This is a genomic window from Clostridium sp. KNHs216 (assembly GCF_006714885.1).
Taxonomy (GTDB): Bacteria; Bacillota; Clostridia; order Oscillospirales; family Acutalibacteraceae; genus Caproiciproducens.
The window spans coordinates 1,491,156-1,512,991 of record NZ_VFMF01000001.1; the positions used below are offsets into that span (position 1 = coordinate 1,491,156).

Consider the following 21,836-nt stretch of genomic DNA (forward strand, 5'->3'; position numbering starts at 1 on the left):
CTCAGCCGAAAGGCTGAGCTTTTTCATACAGCAAAATGCGTCCGTAAGACTGTGGATGAATATGTCACGGTGCAACCCCTGGCGGAGATAGAGGAATTCATCACTAGCAGTATGGCTCTTCGCTGAAAACATATCGCTGGCATGTTCTCTAACGTTCAACCCCTTTTGGATTTGAGTCTCTCGCAGCCAAACAAAAAGGAACCAGTAGTGCTGATCCCTTGGAAAGTTAGGTCATAAAGATTCAAGGGAAAAGGGTACAAATATTTGCTCCCATGGAAATGTTCACATTACTGATCTCTATAATAAACATTATGGGAAGTACATTTCCCATTATTAAGTGAATAATTCTAGCCTTATACAAGTTCGCAGGATCTTATGTAGCACTATGTATATATTTTTGTTTCCATTCATCACGTGTAATCGCCAACAAATAGTAGTCTCTATACTCGCCAGCGTCAAACTTATACTTTTTTAATATTTCTTCGATCTGAAATCCAATCTTTTCTCCAATAGTTTTCATGCCTACATTATCAATTCTGGTTTTATACTGTATCCTCATCAAATGGTTCGTCTCAAAAAGATAATTTACAAAAAGTTTAAGGCTTTCTGTTCCTATCCCTCTTCCTCTTGAAATTGTTTCGGCAATTAACATTCCAATTTCAACAGTAGTATCGCTTCCGAGAATTTGAATACAATTTATTTCTCCGATTGGCTTTCCGTCTTTATTTTCGATAATTGAATAGAATCGCTCAGGCTTTTTTAGACTATTTTCAAAAGCCTCTAAAAACCTTTCTTTATATACCATTTGCATGCCCATAAAATTTCCAAGGCAGTCTTGTGTTTGCACCATTCGTAGATCAGATCGAAATCTTCTTTTTCAATTGGCCTTATCTTTAAATTTGTACCCAACAGCATAATAAGCCTCCGTTTATTTACAATGTTCTAGTACTGGCTTATACACAGTTCAGTAAACTCTTCGAACTGCGTATTAACATAATTACAAATATTTCAACGCATTACGTGATAAATGGATAATATTATCCTTTCCGTCCAGCATATCGCTTCGGCCGGAACCGTGCATTCTCAATCCAGTTTAAACATTATGCGAGGTCTAGGGTGCTGCCTTTAAATAATCAGCATTATCATAATATCGGCCTATTTTTTCGACATTACGAACTTGAATACAATCAGATGAATAACAACAGAAAATGCACAGCTGCCAATCCACCATGCGGTGGCATACGAAAGGCCATGAGATGTAATGAAATAGGCGGCATAAAGTGACAACGAAAACTGTATAAGCGACATAACCAATCCTGGATTCCATTCCATCGTTTTGATGCCTTGTAAGATATGCGTTAAACAATTCATGATACTAAAAATAATAATACAAAGCCCGAATCCAATATTGAAGCAGGCCGCTATACCAAAGATCAAAAAAGCAATCCATACTAGCAATATATTGATCCAAAATATCTTGATATCAGTTAGTCTTTCTTCACCGACCGACAAATTGAAAATCTTTTCATTCATAAATTTCTTAAATCCACCGGGCCAATAATGCTCTTCTGTCTGATGGAATAAGTACAACGGGATATTGCAAAGTGCCCAGAAAATCGGCTGATCCCATCTACTGAAGGAAAATAAGACTATTGTTGCAATCATACCCATAAAAGGGCATAATCTTGCCCAAGCCTGACTTGCCGCAAATCGCTTAATCATATAGTCGGATTACCTCATTTCCCAACAGGGCTGATAGCTTGGCCATGTTCAATAGATGTCATAAACATTATACGAAGTTCGGAGAATGCTCTCGAGCCAATTATTGTGCCTATAATGTCCGGCAAATAATTAGTCTAATCTCTCTCCAATTACTATCCTTTTTCCTTCACCATCTATAATAATTATTTGTGTTATTCCCTTACGGGTTTCATCACCAGTATAGAGAATATTTGCATGAAATTCAATTTTATATGTTTTATTTGCATCGGTTTCAATATTTTCGTTTATTACGGTTATGGATGTGCGGGTTGGTTTGCCATTTTTCACGGTTTCATCATCGCTGACGGTAGTATGGTAATCATGATCGCCATCATAAAGTAAGCTATTGCCTTTCACGACACCCTCAGTCGCGTTACCTTTAAAAAAGTTAAGCCCATCTTCAATTTGAGTCTCAATGTCTGCCATTTTAGAGGATTTAGGACATAACATGGATTTTATCCCATTCATGCTATGATCGCTAAATGCATCAACAAGCTTGTATGACAAATCATTACCATCACTATCATATAAAGGCCAGCTATAACCGATTTTCAAATTCTTGACACCGCTTGTGACAGTAATATCTGTAATTCCCTCCCGGCTTTTATCAGCATCGCAGATGTTATAAGTATGAATGTAAATTGAATATTTTTTGCCTACAGTCGTTAAAACATCTTCGATATTCCAGCCCCTAGTGAGAAGTACTTTTTTTCCGTATTCAGTATCATCCTCTTGATTTCCTGTTACATCTTTATTAAAAAAAGTAACTTCACCATCAAAAAATTTAAAGGCTGCAAGAATTTGATGGTCGGTATCTGTCAAGCGCTGAGTCTTAGGACATAGTAAAGCCTTTAGTGCTTTGATATCTTTCTTACTAAAGCAGTTTAAGACGTCTTGTGTTGTTTTCAAATTGGCCTTATCTTCATCCGCAACTTCAGAAGTCAACATCTCTGCACGGGATTGGATGCCAGGTAGCAGACTGCATCCTGATAATATTATGATCGAACAACTTAACAAGAAGCATATTACTTTATGAAGTTTCATTGCTTTCATCTCTTAATCCATAACATAATTTCTTAGATAACATCACAGTATTCTTAATATAAATAATCAGTATGGCCTCCCTCACATAGTAATAAACAAAATGGGCAGTTCGTAATTACTAGAGATGGAAAGTAATTTCTCTTATCTATGATTTACTGAGTTATTGTGTGAAACTCTTTAAATAGTCAAAGTTTAAAATATCTCCTTTATAAAACTGCCTTAATATCTCATAGTTTTTTTTATTATATATTAGCCAAATAATTTCCGGATCACGTTCGTTCTTTTTCATCACCTCACGGAAATCATTATAAACCAGATGATCTCTTGAAATAAAAACCCAAACTTGAATACCTGTTGGAATACCTCTCGCATATGTAGAGACAGGGGCAAGACCTATTTCTTGAATCTCATCCCACTTAAAAGAAATTTTTTCACGCCACAAAAGTTTTAATGCAACACCTTCATTGTTAAATCGTATTCGCCACAGCCATTCGGTATGGATGATGCCAGTTGCCACTGTTGCAAGAGTGAAACCCATAAAAAAGACAACTCCATACCATACTTTTGCTAGAATACTGATAACAATACCAAAAGCAAAAGGTGGTAAGCAGATCAACATAAAAACTATATAGGCCACAAGAAATAATCCACAATGCCAAATTTCGTATTGGTCCTGTCTTTTTAATTTTTTCTGTTGATATTTCCCTTTCGGAGATACTAACTCGGCTTGAAAAGTTGATTTAATGGATTGAATCACCTCACATTTTATTTGCCGCTTCTTTCGAATTCCGGCTGCTTCGGCAATAAATAGGATTGCAAGCAAAAGGGATTCACCGATGTTCCAATGTCCATATGTAAAAAAATCGGGAGTCAGACAATAAAAAAGCACTCCCAATATAAAAATCCGGAATATTGTCATTTGAAATGCAGGGATAAAAAAACCTTTTATCGTGGAATACTCTTGGTCGAATATTATTTTTCCGACAAATGGAGTTGAATATTGTGCCGTCATATCTTGCTGACGTTTTTTAACGTAAATTATTTTTTCATTTGAAAGCCTCTTAATTATATATCCTGGATTTTGTTCTGAATTCGCGCTTAATATTTCACTATATGATTTTTCATTTATTAGTTTGCTCTTAAAAACTATCATTATCTAAATCTCCTCAATTTTGCGAGCTTAAATATGGCGCGAGAATCATATTTGATTCTACTGGATTCGACGTCAATCTTTTCGAGCAAGCATTATTGCTATCATCTGTATGCGCTTGCTCACCCCTGGTGATACTTAGCATAGAGGTGATAATATGCAGTCTGCTAAAACATGTCCCATTCCGGAACAGTATTTGTCTTATCTCATTACAATCAAGGGACGTAGCCTAAATACGATACTTGAGTACAGAATGGATTTGCTCCAATTTTTCCGTTACCTTGCAGACCAACGAGGTATCACGAAAGCCAGTTTTAAGTTTGCTGATTTGGATTTTATCCGTTCCATTCAACTGACCGATATGTACGGCTTCATTGCTTATCATCAGTAAACGCTTCATAATTCGCCAGGCACGCGATGCAGAAAGATTGTTTCGATCCGACAATTTTGGAAGTATCTCAAATTCAAGGCGCATATTATTAATAATAACATTGCCGAAGAATTGGAAACACCAAAGTTACCCAAGCGCATCGTTCGCTGTATGACCTTAGAGGAATCGGTGCGTCTTCTGATTGAGTCCAGTTCCAGTTCAACACGAGATAACTGTATCATCACAATTTTTCTGAATTGTGCTTTGCGACTTTCAGAGCTGGCAGCGCTCAACGTCGAACAGGTCGATAGTGATGTACTGACTGTCATTGGAAAAGGCAATAAAGAACGAAAAATCTATATGACGCCGGCAGTCAAGAAAGCTTTATCAAAGTGGCTTCTAAATCGTCAGTCCATGAATGTAGATACTAATGCGCTATTTATTTCCCGGAACCATCAGCGTCTCACGACCCGCTCCGTTCAAAACGTAGTTAAAAAGCATATCGTGGCCTCAGGCATCAACCCTGACGGCTTGTCCACTCATAAACTCCGCCATACATCCGCAACCCTCATGTATGGGCATGTTGATATCCGATCTCTGCAACAGATTCTCGGACACGAAAGCATTGCAACCACAGAAATCTATACTCATGTCGATGACAATCAGCTTCATGCTGCAGTCAACGCTAACCCCTTAGCCATGATGTTCAATTGAGCATCATGGCTATTAAACATTATGCACAATTCAGGATAAGGGATAAGCGCTACAGTATCCGCTTATCTACATGAGAAGATGTCGCATTTATTTCCTAATAATAAATAAATCGCATTGATTGCAATAATATGCATATACCTTATTGAGTTTTAAGATACTTGTTTTGTTAAGGGGTATTCCAGTATTTTTCGACAATATTGTTGGCCTTTGTTTTTTACCTTCTGGAATCCATTCGAGTTGATAACGAACACCGCCCAAATAGCCCAACTTCATAACGTTCCCACAATAGGGACAGATATTATTGTCAATCATTCTTTCCTCCATAGTAGTTGATAAACATTGTGCTCATACAACGCCGTGCTTCGACTGTTTAGCTTCTGTTGCGCTCAAATCCCAAATAGCGTGTACCTTGAAATGTCAACCTTCCCATATCATTTTCCACAAGCATTCCATATTCAATGTCATGAATTTTAAATTCCAAACGGTCACCACTGGTTACTTGAAATGTAGCGTAATATGTAGTCGATGATGATACATGCTGCATGTCTGTGCCTGTATTATGATGATAGTGATGCACGTCTGTCCGTTTTGTTACCATAGTCGCATCAACTGTAAGAATGGGGGATTCATTATTTCTTTTCCATTGTTTTGCACTCTTAATCAAATGCGCAATAATTGTGCCAAATACGAATATAAACCCAATAATTACGAACACAGGCACTATGGTAAACATTATGTCACCAAACCCACCAAAAGGTGAAAACCCCATAATTTCTATTCCTCCAGTTAAATAAACAATCTGAAATTTGTGTTGGTTTCTCTTTATTTCCGCTTATACACACATCGGAATTAAGAAAACACGGTGAGAAGTTCAAATGAAACAATAATGATTTTATAGTGTTGATCGATGATTGATAAATAGCAATAGACTGATATGGCAGGCTATATAAAGAATAAGTATCAATATTCAGTGGTATCATATCATCTACAAAAGCAGGTGTGATAATTCTACCCTGTTTCAGTATTTTTGTGATATCAGTAGGTTCAGCGTCGATAGCAATGATTTTCTCTTTGCGCGCAAAGAAAGGTATTCCTGGGAATGGATTATAAACTTTCACGGGGATACCTCCGTAGGAAAAGCCATTTATCGGTGGGACAAGGCCCCTTTTGTCCGGGATAGCTTCCCGGAATCTTAATGTTAAAATATCAATAGATTCCATAAAAGGCTGCTCAACCTTTCGTGCAAAGTAGTTGTTACATTTATCACAGATAACACCTTTAGGCAAAATGGAAGTCGTGTTTCCTAGAGATTCTGGAATAATATGCTCAACGCTCTTTGAATTGGAACTATCCTGCTTACAAAAAAGGCAACGCATAAGTGCACTCCTTATAGATGATTTATATAACTAAGGATATATGTCATCATTCGAACTTTGTCTAATTGCTGTTATGGGTTTGTCCATTATAAACAGAATGGGCAGTTTGCTCGTGTAAGCATTTTTAAATAGCGGATTTATGAAGCGCATTCATCTCAGATTAGCTAGCATGGGAGCTACAATACTGCGTATTCTTTGAGTGGTATATGCTTTGTCAATAATAGTTTGCGCAAAAGCATCAAGTACTATTTCAGTTGAATCACCACTGGAAGCCGAAAACTGTGTAATTACAACGTCCATTTTTTGCTTTGCAAGTTTTCGAGGTTTGGATGAGTTGCAAGATACATATTCATCCGAATGAATTACTGTGTCAACTTCATAATGGAATCTCTCACGCAATGCATTGATGATTTCTTCATTCATACTTTCTAATTTTTCGATCATCCAAACTTCGGGAGTGCAGCCTAAATCAAAAATCATAGCTCGATTAGCTTCATACAAACTGCGTATTCTTTCACTTCTTGGAATTGTTTCTAAAAAAACGTCTGCATCCCAGACAGCACATACGTAAGAACTCCCTAAAAGTTGTGCCTTTGTATTTATCGCGAGCTGTGCGGTTTGCTCGTATCCTCCAACAGGAACAATACAGTTTGTAATGGTTATAAATCGCCTATCTGCTTCACAACAAACTTTTAGCATTTTTTTCAAAAGCAACCGAGCCATATCATCTTCAACAAAGAAAACTGCATCATATATAATGTTATCCATAAAGTCAACGTTACCAATTGCTTTGGCGGGATAGCAAGGATTTGTAACAACAAATTGTCCTTGACCACTTTGCCTTCTTTCAAGCAATAATATATTATTTTTATTAGTAGCCTTAATCATGGTTACAGAATGTGTCGAAATAAAAACAGTAAGGTTCTTTTCTTCCGATATATGTTTAAGATAATCAAGCAACCTTTTTTGAATTCTTGGATGAAGAGACATCTCTGCCTCATCTAAAAGAACCATAGCATTGTCTTCAACAGCGGACAGCCTTTCAACCAGTCTCAGCAATGCTAACTCGCCTGTGCTAAAACGTTTTTCAGAATAGTATTTTCCTTGTCCTTCTTGAATTACATAAAAATATGTAGCAGGGTGCCCACGACCATTAGAGTTTCTCAGTCGTATTAGCTTATTATACTTTGCCGTTTCAAAAAGTGTATTTAATTCTTGTTTAATTCCTGTGTCTGCTGGTTCAAATGTTCCTACTCTAATTTCATCATCTGAGATGCTTATCCGGTTTGAATCTGCTCTAATGAAGACACTAGTAGAAAAACCGAAAGTTGACAGCAGACCACTTTCTCCCTTTGGTGATACAGCCCAACGTTTGCTTTTTTTTCGAAACAAGAGGCACATTGCTGGATTGTCGGATTCATACTTGATACTTGCTTCGCTATATTGATCAACTGCTCCAAAACTTCTAGAAGCACTAAAACCTCTTGCAAAACCATTTGGGTTACAAATCCTATCTAAACACACCAAAAGAGTGGTCTTTCCTGCTCCATTAGCACCAACTAATAAATACACACCATGATGCTCGGGAAGAGTAAACTCGAGATGGCGGATGCTTTTAGTGTGATCAATTGTTATTTTCTGCATAAGTAGTTCACTGCCAATCTATCTTAGTTTTTAAAAAAAATTACAATTATTACTGAAAAGTTTACTATATCCATACAAATTAACATATACGTTAATCACCAAATGGCAGATCTGATAGCTGTGTTATAATCATAAAACTTATTTGCTTATAGTCATTCTTTAAAGATTCGATTTATTTGTTTTGGGATAAATATTTTTTAAAGTCTTATAATTTACTTCTCTCTGAAAAGCAACAAACTGAAAAGCTCAAAATAAGGAAAAAACAACACATTGTGCTTAATTGTGCTTACTAGGTATACATATCAACTCACCATCACGATAATAAATTAGAATAAACCGTCACCATCATTGAGTTCTTCATTATCGCTTTCCGATGCCTCCGCTTCGAATGTCTCAACAAATTTCTTCTTTAATTCTGGTTCATTTTCTATTTTCTGTCTTCTATCTTTCATAAAGCAAATCGCTTTATGTCCAACGTAAGCAAAATATAATAAGCCTGCACCAATCATACCACCTTTGAATAGTAGTTTTGGGGCAGCCTTGGAAACCGCAGTATCGCCAACACTCTTATAAAGAGTCTCCAGATTACCTCCTGCCGCTTGTAAGGCTTCTCTTACTTTATTATAATCACCAAGGTTTTCAATTGGATTTTTCATTTTCTATTACCTCACTTTTTATAAAAATCGAGTTAGACAACAACTCTTGTGATTATGTTTATAGGCTATTTTCTACTGTTTCGACATCATTCGGATTGCCGAATGGTCTTCCGGCAAGTTCTAATACTTCTACGCTAGCAGAGTATTGCACTATCACCATTCGGATGAGATCTCACTTACTCCAGACTAATCCATTTTGGGAGATTAAGCGCCATTCCGAAAACAAATGATTCATAGTTTTCAAAATTCAAATTTTCAACTTCCTATTATTGCTAAACTGTGTAGTGGTTCCATCTTCTCATTATAATCATCAAACTTCACTCAAGAAATTTGCAAGATAAAGTATATTTCTAATTTTACAAACTAATTATAGCTTTTATTAGCATAATTTTCAATGTATTATCATATTTTACTATATTTATGTATAATCAATCAACAAATGCATTCATTATGCCTCCCCCATTAACCATAAGAATAATCCAATTAAGCAAAATTCCAAAACCGTATGGACAGTAGAGTTTCATAGAGTTATTATATCGGCTGGAGCATGAACAAGCATCTGTACTCATTAACAAACAAAGCTCACTGAAAAATCCGTGAGCCCACATGAACGATGGGTTCCAAACAAAAAGGTATTAGCCCAGCTGGGAGTTCTCTACACTGGCAATATAGAGGTCAGCGGTCCGGACCCGCCATGCTCTTCCAAAAACAGGAAACCACAGGACTAAAGCCTTATGGTTTATCAATTATTTATCAAAAGATACCACCATTTTCTATGCCCTAAAAAAGAAAGACGCTGTCTTAGTAAAAGGACAGTGTCTTTTGTTTGGTTGCAGATAATTCCGAGTCAAGTTTATTATGGGCCGGTCTGGTTTATGAAGATCAAAGCAGATTTAAAATTGCGTTTGTAAAGGTACGGAATGCAGAGGACGAGTCCAGTATTGATGGGCCCATCAATACATGCAACCAGATAAAACAAGTTAAAAACAAACACAATAAACTAAAACAAATATTTTACTTAGCTATAATACAAACAAAACAAACACTCCTTATACTGTATATCATGTCGCATACGATTGATTAACGAAAAATCTCTGCTTGTGCAGAGGACTGTAAGGAGGAAATCCAACATGAAAGAAAAAATATTTTCGTTGGGAATTCTGCTGCTGTGCATCACCATGCTGTCCGGAACGTTCTCCGGCTGCACGCCGTCTTCTTCAGGCGGCCAGGCATCGTCTTCCCCCAACAACGCGACGTCGGCGGCCGGCAAACAGGCTGTGACCAATGTCACCTTTTGGTATTCCATGGGCGGGCTGGGCGAAAAAGCCCTCCAGAAAATGATCAACGATTTCAACAGCTCTCAATCCGATATCCATGTGGACGCCAAGTATGAAGGCAGTTATACAGATGCAATGAACAAGCTCAAAAACTCTATCAAGGGCGGCCAGCTCCCTGATGTTGTCCAGTTGGGAGACGAGAGCACGCGGTTCATGATGGAAAACAAAAGTGTCTTACCTCTTCAGAATCTCATCGACGCGGAAAAATACGATCTTTCCACCCTGGAACCGAACATTCTGGCTTTTTACAGCCTCGGCGGCAAGCTGTACTCTATGCCCTTCAACAATTCCACCCCCATTTTATACTACAATAAAGACCTCTTCCGAGCCGCGGGCCTCGACCCCGAGAATCCTCCCAAGACCATGGATGAATTGATAGCATACGGAAAGAAAATCGCCAAAAAAGGCTCTAAGGGGAATCTGCAGGTTTCCGGCTGCGAAATCAACAATAGCGATATCAATGAATGGCTGTTCTCGGAGTGGATGTGCCTGCAGGGTCTGCCCTTTGCCAACAACGACAATGGCAGAAGTCAGAGGTCGACCGCCGTGGCCTACGACCAGAATGGCGGCGGTCTGAAAATACTTCAGAAGCTGCTCGAGGTACAGAAATCCGGCACAGCGAGTTCGGCAAAGACCATCAATGATATTTTCGGACGTTTTGCTTCCGGTCAGTCGGCGATGATGCTGTCTTCTTCCGCAGGTCTTTACACGGTGCTCACTACGATCGGTAGCACATTTGAGCTCGGCACAGGACCCATGCCGTCCATCAGCGCAGGCGACAAGGGCGGCATATCCGTTGGCGGAGCGGCGCTATGGATGATGGACACCAAGGATTTCGACAGGCAGAAAGCCGCGTTTGAATTCATAAAGTTTATGGCTTCCCCGGAGCAACAAGCCTACTGGTGCGGTCAGACGGGCTATTTCCCCGTCACCACGAAATCCTATGATCTGCCGGAGATGAAACAGCTCCTTTCGGAGAAGCCCCAGTTCAAAGCCGCAATCGACCAGCTTCACAAATCGAGCCCCCAGAATCAAGGCGTCCTGATCGGCACTTTCCCCGAGCTTACCCAACAGTATGAAGATGTGATCAACAAGGTGCTCTCCGGGGAGTGGACACCCGAGGAAGGAATCAAGAATGTGGCCGGCCAAGCAAACAAAACCATCGCGGAATATAATGAAAATAATCCCCTCGATTAAGGACCAAGCCACGGGCAAAACCCCATGGTGCAGGGGATTTGGAAGGAGAGGATACCATGAAACGCCCGGATACCGCCTCGGCCGTTTTTAAAAGAATAGAACCCTATTTTTATCTGGTTCCGTGTTTGATGTTGGTCGGACTTTTTGTTTACTGGCCGCTGTTCCATACGCTTTTCCTCAGCCTTTCCAAAACAAACGCAATGGGGGATGCGGTGCGGTTCGTGGGAATTGAGAATTACCGGACCGTCCTCTTTTCCAAGGAGTTTCTCAATTCCTGTGTCGTGACGGGCAAGTTTGTACTGCTCACGGCAATCCCATCCATTGCGCTCGGACTTGCGCTGGCACTGCTGACGGAAAAAAAGAAACGGGGCAGCAGCGTTTTCGAGATGCTCTTTTCCATGCCGGTGGTAATCGCGTCCGCCTCCGGCGCCATGATCTGGAAGCTGATGCTCAGTCCCTCCACCGGCTTTGTCAACTTCATTTTCGGCCAGAAGCAGAACTGGTTTACGGACAAGCAGTTCGCGCTGTTCGCCGTTGCGGCGCTGACCGTGTGGCTGAGTGTGGGAATCAATTATATATTTTTCCTGACCGGCCTAAGAAATGTTCCCGGAAGCATTTCTCAGGCCGCAGACATGGACGGCGCAGGACCGTTTCAGAAATTCTTCAGAATTACGCTTCCGATGATCTCGCCTACCCTCTTTCTGACATTTATCATGAATATAGCGTCCTTTGCACAGACCTTCACGCAGATCATGATCCTTACCCGCGGCGGACCGGAGCAGTCCACCAATGTTTTGGTCTATTCCATCTACAATAACGCCTTTGTGAATGACCGATATGCCGTCGCCTGCGTCCAGTCCATCTTCCTGTTCCTGATCTTGCTGGTGGTGACCCTACTGCAATTCCGGCTGGAAAAAAGGGTGGTGTACGATTCTTGATATGAAGCGTATGTCTATACAGAGGACAGGGGCCATCCCCTTCCTGTTGAAACTGATTTTCGGGTTTCTAATGGTTATTCCGCTGGTTTATTGTGTTTCGCTGTCGCTGATGACGCCGGGCGAGATATTCAGTTACCCGCCCAGGCTGTTTCCAGGTAGCTTGAATACAGACAACTACCGGGAGCTTCTTCAAACGATTCCCCTGTTCCGCTTTCTAGCGAACTCCGTGTTTCTGGCGACCATATCCACCGCAAGCAAAGTCCTTCTGGACAGCCTTGCCGCCTATGCTTTTGCCTTTTTTGAGTTTAAGGGAAAAAAGGTACTGTTTTTTGTGATTCTGTTCGCCTATATGGTGCCCACGGAATCAATCATCGTTGGGAATTTTTCCACAATTACAAAAATGGGGCTGCTGGATACCATGGCCGCGATACTGCTGCCCAACCTGGCCTCGGCGATCGGCGTTTTCGTCATGCGTCAGCGTTTTATTTCCATCCCGAAAGAGCTTCGGGAGGTTGCTGTGATCGACGGCTGCGGCTCTATGCGCTTTTTTTGGCACATCGCGCTGCCGGTGGCACAGTCCTCGGCTGCTTCTCTTGCGATGATAGAATTCGTCGGCTCATGGAATATGTATCTGTGGCCGCTTCTGGTAACGAACAGCACCGAAAACCGGACCATCCAGGTTGGCATAAGCATGCTGAACTTTTCAGACTCACAGTCTTATGGACTTTGCGCAGCGGGGATCGTAGCGTCACTTGTCCCGCCCATCGTTCTGTTTCTGCTGTGCAACAAAAAAATCGTCGAGGGCCTTACCGCCGGGGCTGTGAAGGGATAACCCGGGCGAAAACAAATTTACATCATGGAAGGTTAATCAAAAGATGAACATTGAGATTCCCGCGTTCTCCAAACGCGGCAATTGGTACAAAGGAAACCTGCACACACATACGGTCCTTTCGGACGGAAAGGCCACTGCACAACAGATTGCCGCACTGTATCGGAAAGCCGGCTATCATTTTCTTGCAATCACCGATCATAATGTGTTTCAAGCCTATCCGCAGTTCTCCGACGAGCGGTTTTTAATGCTTGCGGGCATCGAGCTTACGCCGGGGTTTGACAGAAGCGATCGTGAATTGATGGAAACCATGGAGGCATACCAGAAGGGTGAATTTGAATTCAAAAAAGCAAGACCTTCCCTTTGCCAAAAGATTGATGCGCTGTGCAGCCCGCACGTGATTGCCGTCTCCCGGCGGGAAAGCAGTGTGTTTTGGGAGGCAGAAAGCTGCCGGCTGACGGGAATCCAGAATATGATCGATTATGCTGCAGAAAAAGATTGTCTTTCCGTCGTGGCCCATCCGACATGGTCGAAGCTGGATACACAAACTCTGCTTTCCCTCCATGGCCATACCGCCATGGAAGTCTACAACCACGCCAGCAGTCCCTGGGAAGAATCCTCCATTCACTGGGATTCGGTGCTGGACCACGGTGTCCGCGCATTCGGTATGGCCTGTGACGATACGCACGAGCCAGGTGACGCCTGTGGAGGGTATCTTATGGTCAGGGCTGCCTCTCTGACATATGATGCCATCATCGGGGCACTTGAGAGCGGCGACTATTATTCTTCCTGCGGCCCTGTGATAGAAAATTTCTATTTTGACGGAGGGAACGTGGGGATTTGCTGCTCGAAGGTGAAAGAGATCCGCTTTCTGACAGACAATCGGTTCGGCCGGACATACCGTGCAGAAAAAGGATCCTTTCTGACGCATTGCACCCATAAACTTTTGGGAAACGAGCAATATGTACGCGCAGAAATCGTGGACATAGAGGGCCGTAAAGCATGGACAAATCCGGTATTTCTATGATAAGATTCTTTCATACATGCATAAACGATCATAACGGGAGGAAAGAGCAGTGTCATTGGAGGGTGAAGACCGCAAAGCCTATATTCTCAGCATGTTGGACAGCATGGGAAAAGTAAAGGTTACTCTGCTTTCGGAGGAATTGCAGGTAACGCCGGAGACCATAAGACGATATCTGGAGGAGCTGGAAAAGGAGAAGCGGATCAAGCGTGTGTATGGAGGTGCTATCAAGATCTCAGGCGGAGATGAGATGCCCTATGCCGACCGGACGATCCATAATATCGACGCGAAAAAGAGGATCGGGGAATCCGCTGCAAGTCTTGTTTGCAACGATGAGCTGATCGTGATAGACGTTGGAACCACCACGCTGCAAATGGCGCAGCATATTCTGCACCGGAAAAACCTTGTTGTGGTCACATCCTCTTTCGCCGCGTTGAAGGAACTGATTCAATATAAAAACAGCGACACTTTTTCCGGCCGGATTATCTTTATCGGCGGTGATATCAATTCACGTCAGATGACAGTTTCCGGGACGCTTGCCGAAGATTTTATAGAAAATCTGTATGCGGACAAGGCTTTTATTTCCGTCGCCGGATTTTCTCTGGAGGGCGGCCTGACTTCCTATGACCTGTATGAATGTACGCTCACAAGGAAGATCCTGCATCATGCGGGGCAGAACATCGTACTCGCCGACCATTCTAAAATAGGATGCCGGAACCATTATAAAATCGGTGATCTTTCCGCTGTGGACAAGATCATCTGCGACGTGCCCGCTCCCGCGGAGTGGGCGCCGGTGCTTGCGCAGATGGGAATAGAATGGATCTGCGCCGAATAAGATAACCCAGAAAAGAGCAGTAGTACCGACTGTCCAATGAATTGCACGCGGACTGCAGCAACCACTTTAAATTAGGTCCTATCGACGCAAAGGGCATGGGAGATTCCCGTGCCCTTGTTTTGTCTGTGCTTTGATATTCGGAATCATCTGGATCACATAGCACATTCCGCTTAGCTTTATCAAAGATTATTATCAAAGCAATTTGGTTGCGTCGGGTTGGCTGTTTACCGTAAACTATGCGGTCAGCATTATCCCCTTTGTGATCCTAATGAATTGGCTGTATTACAAAACGGGACGCAATATTTTGGTGGCGATTACTTTTCATATCACTGCAAACCTATTTAATGAAATCTTCATGACGGATCCACACAGCCAAATCAGCGGTCCGATGATCTACAGGAACATATTCCACATAAATAATTGCTTTGCAGCCTCTGACGCTCAATTCGTCGATAAAAGAATCCGATAAAACCTCCATCAGGTTCTGTTTTGTCACGGTGACGGAAGCTCCGAATAACAGCTGCCTGTTATGTAGTTCCTGCAGCGCGGAATGCAGTCGTTGATAAATCCCGGCCCCGCGTCGGGCATCCGTTGTCTCGCGATTTCCCTCAATGCTTACAATCGGGATTAAATTCCGTTTCCGATCCAGCAGTTCCAGATAGTTCTGATCAAACATCGTTCCGTTTGTAAAGACCGGGAACAAAACACAAAGATTTCAGGTGTTTTTTGAAGGCAGGATCCGAATCTACGACCTTCGGGTTATGAGTTGCTTGCAGGTTTTCAATAATTTCTGTATGTTCCCTGTCCAGTACCTGCGGACGCCTCAGATCGAATAGGTCCCAATCATCTCATGGAAAATGTTCACAACGTTCTTACGAAGCTCGACAAATTCCGGACTGCTGCGATCTCTGGTCCGCGGCAAACTCACCGGAACGATCGTATCGATCTCCGCTGGCCTTGTGCTCATGACTACGACGCGGTCGCCGAGAAAGATTGCTTCCTCGATGTCGTGCGTCACCAGAATCATCGTCGTTTTTTCCGCCAGCCAGATTTTCTCAATCTCCTCTTGCATATGCACCCGCGTCAGAGCGTCCAACGCGCCGAACGGTTCGTCCAGCAGCATGACTTTGGGCTGGCAGATCAGTGCCCGGGCAATAGCTGCCCGCTGAGACATGCCTCCGGAGAGCTGTGCGGGATAGGCGTCAATAAAGTCCGCCAGGCCCACCCTTTCCAGATAAAACTGCACGCGTTCTTTGTTGTGGGATTTCGATCCCGGCAGTCCCAATGCGACATTGGCGCCCACTGTAAGCCAAGGAAGAAGCCGATGCTCCTGAAAGATCATCCCGCGGTCCAGACCGGGCTTTTCAATTCTGCGGCCTTCCAGCACAATTTCCCCTTCGTAGTCCTGTTCCAGACCGGAGATCAGACGCAGCAGCGTCGTCTTTCCGCAACCGCTTGGCCCGATCAGAGATACGAATTCCCCTTTGTAAATGTTCAGGGATACGTTATTGATTGCCTTTACATCGCCGGATTTGGAAGAAAAAGTTTTTGAGACCCTGCTGACCGTCAGTTCCGCGGAATTGTCGACTGTCATCGGCCGACATGCTTTTCCCCCATCCGGACCTTTATTATTTTTCACCGCTAAAACCCTTTCTCCAGTGCAGCACGGACGATTCAGCCACCTTTAGCACACGATCCACCAAAAAGCCGACCAGACCGATCACCAGCATCAGCGCGATCAGCTTGTCGGACTGCAGGAAATCCTTCGCCTGCAACAGACCGTAGCCGATCCCCGTCAGCCCGCCTAACATTTCAGCTGCGACAACGGCCATCCACGCGAAGCCTGCTCCAAGGCGCAGCCCGGTAAAAATGGAAGGCAGCGCGGACGGCAGCACTACCTTTGAGAGAAGCTTGAAATAACGCAGTTCCAACACCTGAGATACTTCAATATAATCCTTTGAAACGCCTCGGATTCCCTGCAGTGTGTTGACAAAGACAGGGATGAAGACCGACTTGGCGATGATCACATATTTGGACATTTCCCCTATACCGAACCATAGAATGATCAGCGGGATCCATGCATAAAGCGGGATTTGCCGCAGTACATCCACTACGGGGCCGACCAGACGCTCTACAAACTTGGACAGTCCGCTGGCAAGCCCCAGCGACAGGCCGATCAGCACTCCCCAGAAGTAACCCACCAGCACACGGATGCCACTGTCGCGGAGATCGATTCCAAGCGTCCCATCCAGAATAATGGATCTCAGCCCCATCAGCACCTTCCATGGGGAAGGCAGGACTACCTCAAGCAGAAGGCCCGTACCGGAGAGAATCTGCCATACGGCCAGGAGCAGCAGCGGTACGATCATCAGATTCGCATAAATTTTTATACGGCTGACAAACGGAGAGACGACGGTTCCCCGTTTGTGTGGTTTATCTGTTGCCTGCCTGCTCAATCCGAAAATGGTTGAAATAATGTTCGTCATAAGCGTCCCACCTTCCTCTTTTGCAGATACACTTTCGTCGTCAGGCATTCTGTTCTATTTCCGCGAGAGCAGCTTTCAGAAACCTGTCATCAGCCCATTTGGCAAGGTCGAAGTCCTTCGTCAGATACCCATGATCGTACAGGAACCGCTTCTGTCCTTCCAGAGCAAGAAGGGCCTGCTCGGACAGGTTTGGTGCAAGATCCTTATGGAAGTTGAGGGGCAGGGATGTCGTCACCTCGCCGGGGGTGCCATGCAGCTGGCGGGTAAAGAGCTCCAGCACCGCGGGGTAGTTGCTCTGTGCCCATTTTGCCGCAAGAAGGGCCTGCTTCACATACTCCACCACAATTTCCGGCGCCTCCTCAGCCAACTGACGGCTGACTGTCAACGCATTCGGGTAAGAATTGTTAATTGGCAGTACCAGCGCCGGGTCTGCGCTAAGCTCATAGACCGGCTTGAATTTTCCGGTTGCCAGCAAGCGTTGAGCAAAGACACCGCCCGCGTAAATCGCGTCCACTGTACCGGCTTCCAGAGCGTCGGCCTCCACCTGTCCCAGACTGTTCTTATGGTCCGGCCTGCCGGAGGAAAAGGACACGTTGGCGGAGAGATGCACAAACTCCGCCTCCGCAGCGGCGACCCCACGCGCCGAAAGAGCCGTTTCAAAGCCATGCTCTACAGTCGCCCGGTAAAAATCAATGATCGCATCCGCGTTCACCGGCACGCCGAGGCGCAGGCCACGGAGCTGCTCGACAAAATCCACCCCGGAATCGTTCCGAACCAGGATAAATTCACGGTGCGGTAAAAAGGCTAAGCCGATCAGAACAACATCCGCGCCGTTGGATTTGGCCCAGATGGGTGGAATATTTCCACCTTCCCGGAACAGGGCCGGGTCCTGATAATCGAAATGAACATGCCACTGGTCACGTGGCAGGCTTTGCAGCAGCGTAGGTTTTACACCGCGTTTCTTAAATGCCGTCTGCAAAAACTCTTCACGGTTGGCCGAAAGGAAACTGGCATTTCCCACCGGGCAGATCGTATAACGAAATTCCTGAATAGACATGGCGTTACGCCTCCTTCTTTTGTTCGGAATGAATTTCAGCCAACGCCGCTTTCAGAAAGCGATCGTCCGCCCATTTGTCAAGGTCGAAATCCTTCTTTAGATACCCATGATCGTACAGGAACCGTTTCTGCCCCTCGAGCGCCTGCAGGCTTTCCTGCGAAAGGTTGGGTGCGAGCTCCCGGTAAAAGCCGTTGGAGTGGGAGGAAACGGTCTGACCGACCGTGCCGAGCGTCTGCTTTGCAAGCAGTGCCAGCGCCTCTTCTCGGTTCGTTTTTGCCCACTCCGCCGCGAGGAGCAGCTCCTTGACGTAAGCGGTCACCACCTCCGGAAATTCCTCCGCCAAATAGCGGCTGACGGTCAGCGCGTTGGGGTATTCGTTGTTGATCGGGGAAAGCTGAGACGGATTCGCGGCAATGTCGAAAATCACCCTGTATTTTCCGGTGTCGAGCAGCTTCTGCGCCCGCGAGCTCTTGACGTAGATAGCGTCCACCTCGCCGCGGTCGAGCGCCGCTTCCTCCTCAGACACGGAGCGGTCCCTCGCCCAAGGGGGAACGGACACGAAGTCCCCCTCCGCATGCACCTCGACGAAGTTCGCTTCCTTGAGTGAAACGCCGCGTGCGGCCAGCGCAAGGGCAAAACCATGTTCCGCCGACGCCCTGTGAAAATCGATCAGAGCCGCAGGGTGGACTGGAATCCCGATCTTGAAATCGCGGAGTTGTTCCACAGAATCGATCGGGGAATCCGCCCGTACAAGGATGTACTGCTTCTGCCGCAACAACGCAAGGCCGATCAGCACGACATCCGCATCGTTTGATTTCGCCCAGATGGGCGGAATATTCCCTCCCTCCCGGAACAGAACGGGGTCCTGATAATCGAAATGTGCCTTCCAGAACGGCTGGGGCAGGCTTTGCAGCAGCACCGGCGTCACATCCAGCTTTTTCAGTCCTTCCACCAGTTTGTTGCGGTTGGCCGCAAGGTAGCTGGAATTCCCCACGGGGCAGATCGTATAATGAATTTCTTTAATTGCAGCGTGTGCCATAAATCATTTCTCCTTTACTGGTCGAAATATTGGGAGGCAAACAGTTTTGTTACTTCAACCTGTTTGCCGGCCTCGATGTCTTTATGTTCTACGAGCCAGTCCTGCATGGTCTTTGTTTCCGCTTCGATCTCTTTCAGATTCCTGTTGGAGTTCCATGCGGTGCCCATGCGGTCCCATGTGAATTTGGAAATGTTTGCGGGCACACGGCTGACACCCTGTACAATGGACGAAGCATCATCCGCGTTTTGAAGCATCCACTGTTCTGTACTATCCTGTAAGGCAATGTACGCCTTCGTGATATTTGGATATTTTTCTGCAAACTCAGAAGATGTGAAGGTCATTGTCACGCCGCCGCCATTGATATACACGGACTGCTGTGAGGGATTGGCGATTTCACGCGCGGAGCCGTCGATCAGCATTGCAGCAATGTCGGTGAGCGGATGGGCAGAGATTGCGTCCACCTGCTTGGACAGCAGGGCCGTTTTACTTTCGCTGGAGGGAATATTGACATAGGTCCAGTCCTTCCCCTCTTCCCAGCCCTTGTTTTCTGCCAGCTCATACAGCACCATGTATGGGCAGCCGGCGCGCCAGCTGGCAATTTTCTTTCCCTTTAAATCGTCAAAGGTTTTGATCGGGGAATCCTTGGGAACAATGATGCTGGCAATTTTCGGCTCCGGATGTTGGGAGACCTGAACCGCCGTCAGGTCCGCACCTTGCGACCGGTAAAGCAGGTAGGGGTACAGCATCCGGTTCGCAAAGTGCAGATCATCGCGGGCGATCAGCTGCGCTTCATTTCCCAGCGTGCCCTGTACAATTTCCACCTTGACACCATTGTTTTCAAAAGTTTCTTTAAACCAGCCCTTTTTGTCTGCCACATACGCCCAATCGCTGGCAGCTATTTTTAGGGTCGGAAGTTTTTCGAGCGCGCCGGCCGCGGTTTTATCGGAGGAGGCCGGAGCCGTCGAGGAGGCTTCCGAAATTGCCGTGCTGGAGACAGCAGGCGGCTGGCCCGCGGCACAGCCCGTGAAAAGTGCTGTAACCAAAGCGACAGCAACCGCAGCCGCAGGGATTCTTTTTTTCATGTTATGATTCTCCTTTATTCTCGTAGTTGATTGAGAAACGACATTTTTGCTGCGACAGCTCCGCTGCCACATCCACAAAATTCGGATTTGCTCCAGCTTCATAGGAAAACCACACCTCCTGTGCTGTTTGTTCAATACTCAAGGCTTCCGGTTTTTAAGTTATATACTAAATATATATGTTTATTATAATATGCTTGATTTCCTGTTTTAACAATAGAATAAATTTTGATCTACCATAGACGATATTTACCCATTTGCCCACATCTGCCGGTTCCGATTTCCATTCTCGGCTTCCGAAGTCTAAAAAGGCAATGGCTGCCAAAAATCACAATTACGATTGTACTGATATGTTTTCTTTGCAAAAAGAAAAGCACCTCTGAAGAGGTGCTGGACAGACGAATTTATTTGGTTATAACCAGGTATTGATTGTAAGCATAATGTTTCTATCCATCATCTTGGTTTTCGATACTCTCTTTTTCCTTGCGGTTTATAAGTGGAATCTGCGCTGAATTTCAGCTAAAAGCGCTTTTCCCTCAAAAAACAATAAAGCGGCAAGAAAAATAATAGTGGAAACAAAACAGATAAGCGTTGGAATGATAATATGAATTTTGCCCATTACCAGCAAAGTAAAAGACAAAAGCCCAAACACACAATCGATGATTAAATACAGAATGTAATTCTGTATGTTAAGCTTCCTGACTTTCGCAATCACAGCCATTGCATTCATGGCCCCGGTGCAAAGGATGGGAAGCACATAGTCTAACGACCAGCCGTGAAATCCTGTTGACAGATCCCAGACGAAGGCCATCACGGAAAGAAGACCTACCTGCCATAAAATGGTTTTGGGGATATTCTTTCTCTTTTTCAGAACCAGCGCAAGGGAAATCCAGACGCTTCCAATTCCTCCGAGAACAAACAGAAACCACCAGCCCCCGGACGGCAGAATCAGATTGACCGCAGTACTGATTGCCGCCGCAGCGACCGAACCGAATGCAAGCCATACCAGCAGAATCTGTTCTGTTTCTCTGCGAGGTGGAATTATAGGGAACACATTCCCGGCTTCTTCCGGAGTTCCCGTCAGCTTGCCCTTGCACAGGGGGCAGCAGCCATATTCCCCCGGCAAATGGATTCCGCAGTTTTTACAATACATCATCGCTTTCTTCCCTCAATTGCTCTAAATTGGAGTTGATTTCAATCCCGATCCCAAAATCCGCCAGTCTCCGGAAAAAACGCCGAGGGATGCCGGTGCTTTCCAGCCGCGCGGAATAGCTGACGGTCAGCGTGTCCCCAAATGAAC

22 protein-coding genes are annotated in these 21,836 nt (G+C 44.7%); 7 read left to right on the forward strand and 15 right to left on the reverse strand.

The window, feature by feature from the left end:
- Window positions 1-373: 373 nt before the first annotated feature.
- From LY85_RS07275 to LY85_RS07290, 4 genes are all read right to left on the reverse strand, one after another.
- Window positions 374-817, reverse strand: coding sequence for a GNAT family protein (locus tag LY85_RS07275; protein WP_207705549.1), 444 nt, complete (start codon window positions 815-817; stop codon window positions 374-376).
- A 338-nt stretch (window positions 818-1,155) separates the two neighbouring features.
- Window positions 1,156-1,722, reverse strand: coding sequence for an HXXEE domain-containing protein (locus tag LY85_RS07280; RefSeq protein ID WP_141826095.1), 567 nt, complete (start codon window positions 1,720-1,722; stop codon window positions 1,156-1,158).
- Window positions 1,723-1,851: 129 nt separating this feature from the next.
- On the reverse strand, window positions 1,852-2,805 hold the full coding sequence (locus LY85_RS07285; RefSeq protein ID WP_185741146.1) for a DUF5104 domain-containing protein: 954 nt from the start codon (window positions 2,803-2,805) through the stop codon (window positions 1,852-1,854).
- A gap of 160 nt (window positions 2,806-2,965) precedes the next feature.
- On the reverse strand, window positions 2,966-3,958 hold the full coding sequence (locus tag LY85_RS07290; protein ID WP_141826097.1) for a hypothetical protein: 993 nt from the start codon (window positions 3,956-3,958) through the stop codon (window positions 2,966-2,968).
- Window positions 3,959-4,112: 154 nt separating this feature from the next.
- Here LY85_RS07290 and LY85_RS19500 point away from each other — a divergent pair, with 154 nt between their 5' ends.
- Window positions 4,113-4,346 (forward strand): site-specific integrase, encoded by a 234-nt coding sequence (locus LY85_RS19500; RefSeq protein ID WP_243122501.1) that lies wholly within the window; start codon window positions 4,113-4,115, stop codon window positions 4,344-4,346.
- Between the two features lie 111 nt (window positions 4,347-4,457).
- The gene (locus LY85_RS19505; RefSeq protein WP_243122502.1) at window positions 4,458-5,039 is read left to right on the forward strand and encodes a tyrosine-type recombinase/integrase; all 582 of its coding nucleotides are present in this window, start codon (window positions 4,458-4,460) and stop codon (window positions 5,037-5,039) included.
- Window positions 5,040-5,409: 370 nt separating this feature from the next.
- On the opposite strand, the gene LY85_RS07300 is transcribed toward LY85_RS19505, so the two are convergent.
- The 4 genes from LY85_RS07300 to LY85_RS07315 form a co-directional block, all read right to left on the reverse strand.
- Complete coding sequence (locus LY85_RS07300) at window positions 5,410-5,808, reverse strand: DUF2500 domain-containing protein (protein ID WP_141826098.1); 399 nt, start codon at window positions 5,806-5,808, stop codon at window positions 5,410-5,412.
- Window positions 5,777-6,415, reverse strand: coding sequence for an HNH endonuclease (locus tag LY85_RS07305; RefSeq protein ID WP_141826099.1), 639 nt, complete (start codon window positions 6,413-6,415; stop codon window positions 5,777-5,779). Before LY85_RS07305 ends, LY85_RS07300 begins: the two co-directional genes overlap by 32 nt.
- A 150-nt stretch (window positions 6,416-6,565) precedes the next feature.
- Window positions 6,566-8,059 carry an AAA family ATPase gene (locus LY85_RS07310; RefSeq protein ID WP_141826100.1) on the reverse strand — a complete coding sequence of 498 codons (1,494 nt, stop codon included), beginning with the start codon at window positions 8,057-8,059 and terminating at the stop codon, window positions 6,566-6,568.
- 326 nt (window positions 8,060-8,385) lie between these two features.
- Window positions 8,386-8,715 (reverse strand): hypothetical protein, encoded by a 330-nt coding sequence (locus tag LY85_RS07315; protein ID WP_141826101.1) that lies wholly within the window; start codon window positions 8,713-8,715, stop codon window positions 8,386-8,388.
- A gap of 1,130 nt (window positions 8,716-9,845) precedes the next feature.
- On the opposite strand from LY85_RS07315, the gene LY85_RS07325 reads away from it, so the two are divergent.
- Genes LY85_RS07325 through LY85_RS07345 form a run of 5 tightly spaced genes read left to right on the forward strand, consistent with a single transcriptional unit; the run spans window position 9,846 to window position 14,875 of the window.
- Window positions 9,846-11,249 carry an ABC transporter substrate-binding protein gene (locus LY85_RS07325; protein ID WP_141826102.1) on the forward strand — a complete coding sequence of 468 codons (1,404 nt, stop codon included), beginning with the start codon at window positions 9,846-9,848 and terminating at the stop codon, window positions 11,247-11,249.
- A gap of 56 nt (window positions 11,250-11,305) precedes the next feature.
- Window positions 11,306-12,187, forward strand: coding sequence for a sugar ABC transporter permease (locus LY85_RS07330; RefSeq protein ID WP_038325566.1), 882 nt, complete (start codon window positions 11,306-11,308; stop codon window positions 12,185-12,187).
- Window positions 12,188-12,197: 10 nt separating this feature from the next.
- Window positions 12,198-13,019: a carbohydrate ABC transporter permease gene (locus LY85_RS07335; RefSeq protein ID WP_207705550.1), complete on the forward strand. Its 822-nt coding sequence runs from the start codon at window positions 12,198-12,200 to the stop codon at window positions 13,017-13,019.
- A gap of 43 nt (window positions 13,020-13,062) precedes the next feature.
- Entirely contained in the window at window positions 13,063-14,043 is a 981-nt protein-coding gene (locus LY85_RS07340) for a PHP domain-containing protein (protein WP_141826104.1), read from the forward strand.
- A gap of 49 nt (window positions 14,044-14,092) precedes the next feature.
- Window positions 14,093-14,875, forward strand: coding sequence for a DeoR/GlpR family DNA-binding transcription regulator (locus LY85_RS07345; RefSeq protein WP_141826105.1), 783 nt, complete (start codon window positions 14,093-14,095; stop codon window positions 14,873-14,875).
- 337 nt (window positions 14,876-15,212) lie between these two features.
- Here the strand turns inward: LY85_RS07345 and LY85_RS07350 are convergent, their stop codons facing one another.
- From LY85_RS07350 to LY85_RS07380, 7 genes are all read right to left on the reverse strand, one after another.
- Window positions 15,213-15,551: a hypothetical protein gene (locus LY85_RS07350; RefSeq protein ID WP_185741147.1), complete on the reverse strand. Its 339-nt coding sequence runs from the start codon at window positions 15,549-15,551 to the stop codon at window positions 15,213-15,215.
- Window positions 15,552-15,698: 147 nt separating this feature from the next.
- A complete protein-coding gene (locus LY85_RS07355; protein ID WP_038325574.1) occupies window positions 15,699-16,469 on the reverse strand; it encodes an ABC transporter ATP-binding protein in 771 nt (256 codons plus the stop codon).
- Between the two features lie 34 nt (window positions 16,470-16,503).
- Window positions 16,504-17,361, reverse strand: coding sequence for an ABC transporter permease (locus tag LY85_RS07360; protein ID WP_141826106.1), 858 nt, complete (start codon window positions 17,359-17,361; stop codon window positions 16,504-16,506).
- A 40-nt stretch (window positions 17,362-17,401) separates the two neighbouring features.
- The gene (locus LY85_RS07365) at window positions 17,402-18,418 is read right to left on the reverse strand and encodes a hypothetical protein (RefSeq protein WP_141826107.1); all 1,017 of its coding nucleotides are present in this window, start codon (window positions 18,416-18,418) and stop codon (window positions 17,402-17,404) included.
- Between the two features lie 4 nt (window positions 18,419-18,422).
- Complete coding sequence (locus LY85_RS07370) at window positions 18,423-19,457, reverse strand: ABC transporter substrate-binding protein (protein WP_141826108.1); 1,035 nt, start codon at window positions 19,455-19,457, stop codon at window positions 18,423-18,425.
- Between the two features lie 14 nt (window positions 19,458-19,471).
- Window positions 19,472-20,539: an ABC transporter substrate-binding protein gene (locus tag LY85_RS07375; RefSeq protein WP_185741148.1), complete on the reverse strand. Its 1,068-nt coding sequence runs from the start codon at window positions 20,537-20,539 to the stop codon at window positions 19,472-19,474.
- 487 nt (window positions 20,540-21,026) lie between these two features.
- Complete coding sequence (locus LY85_RS07380) at window positions 21,027-21,692, reverse strand: DUF6320 domain-containing protein (RefSeq protein WP_141826110.1); 666 nt, start codon at window positions 21,690-21,692, stop codon at window positions 21,027-21,029.
- Window positions 21,693-21,836 lie beyond the last annotated feature (144 nt).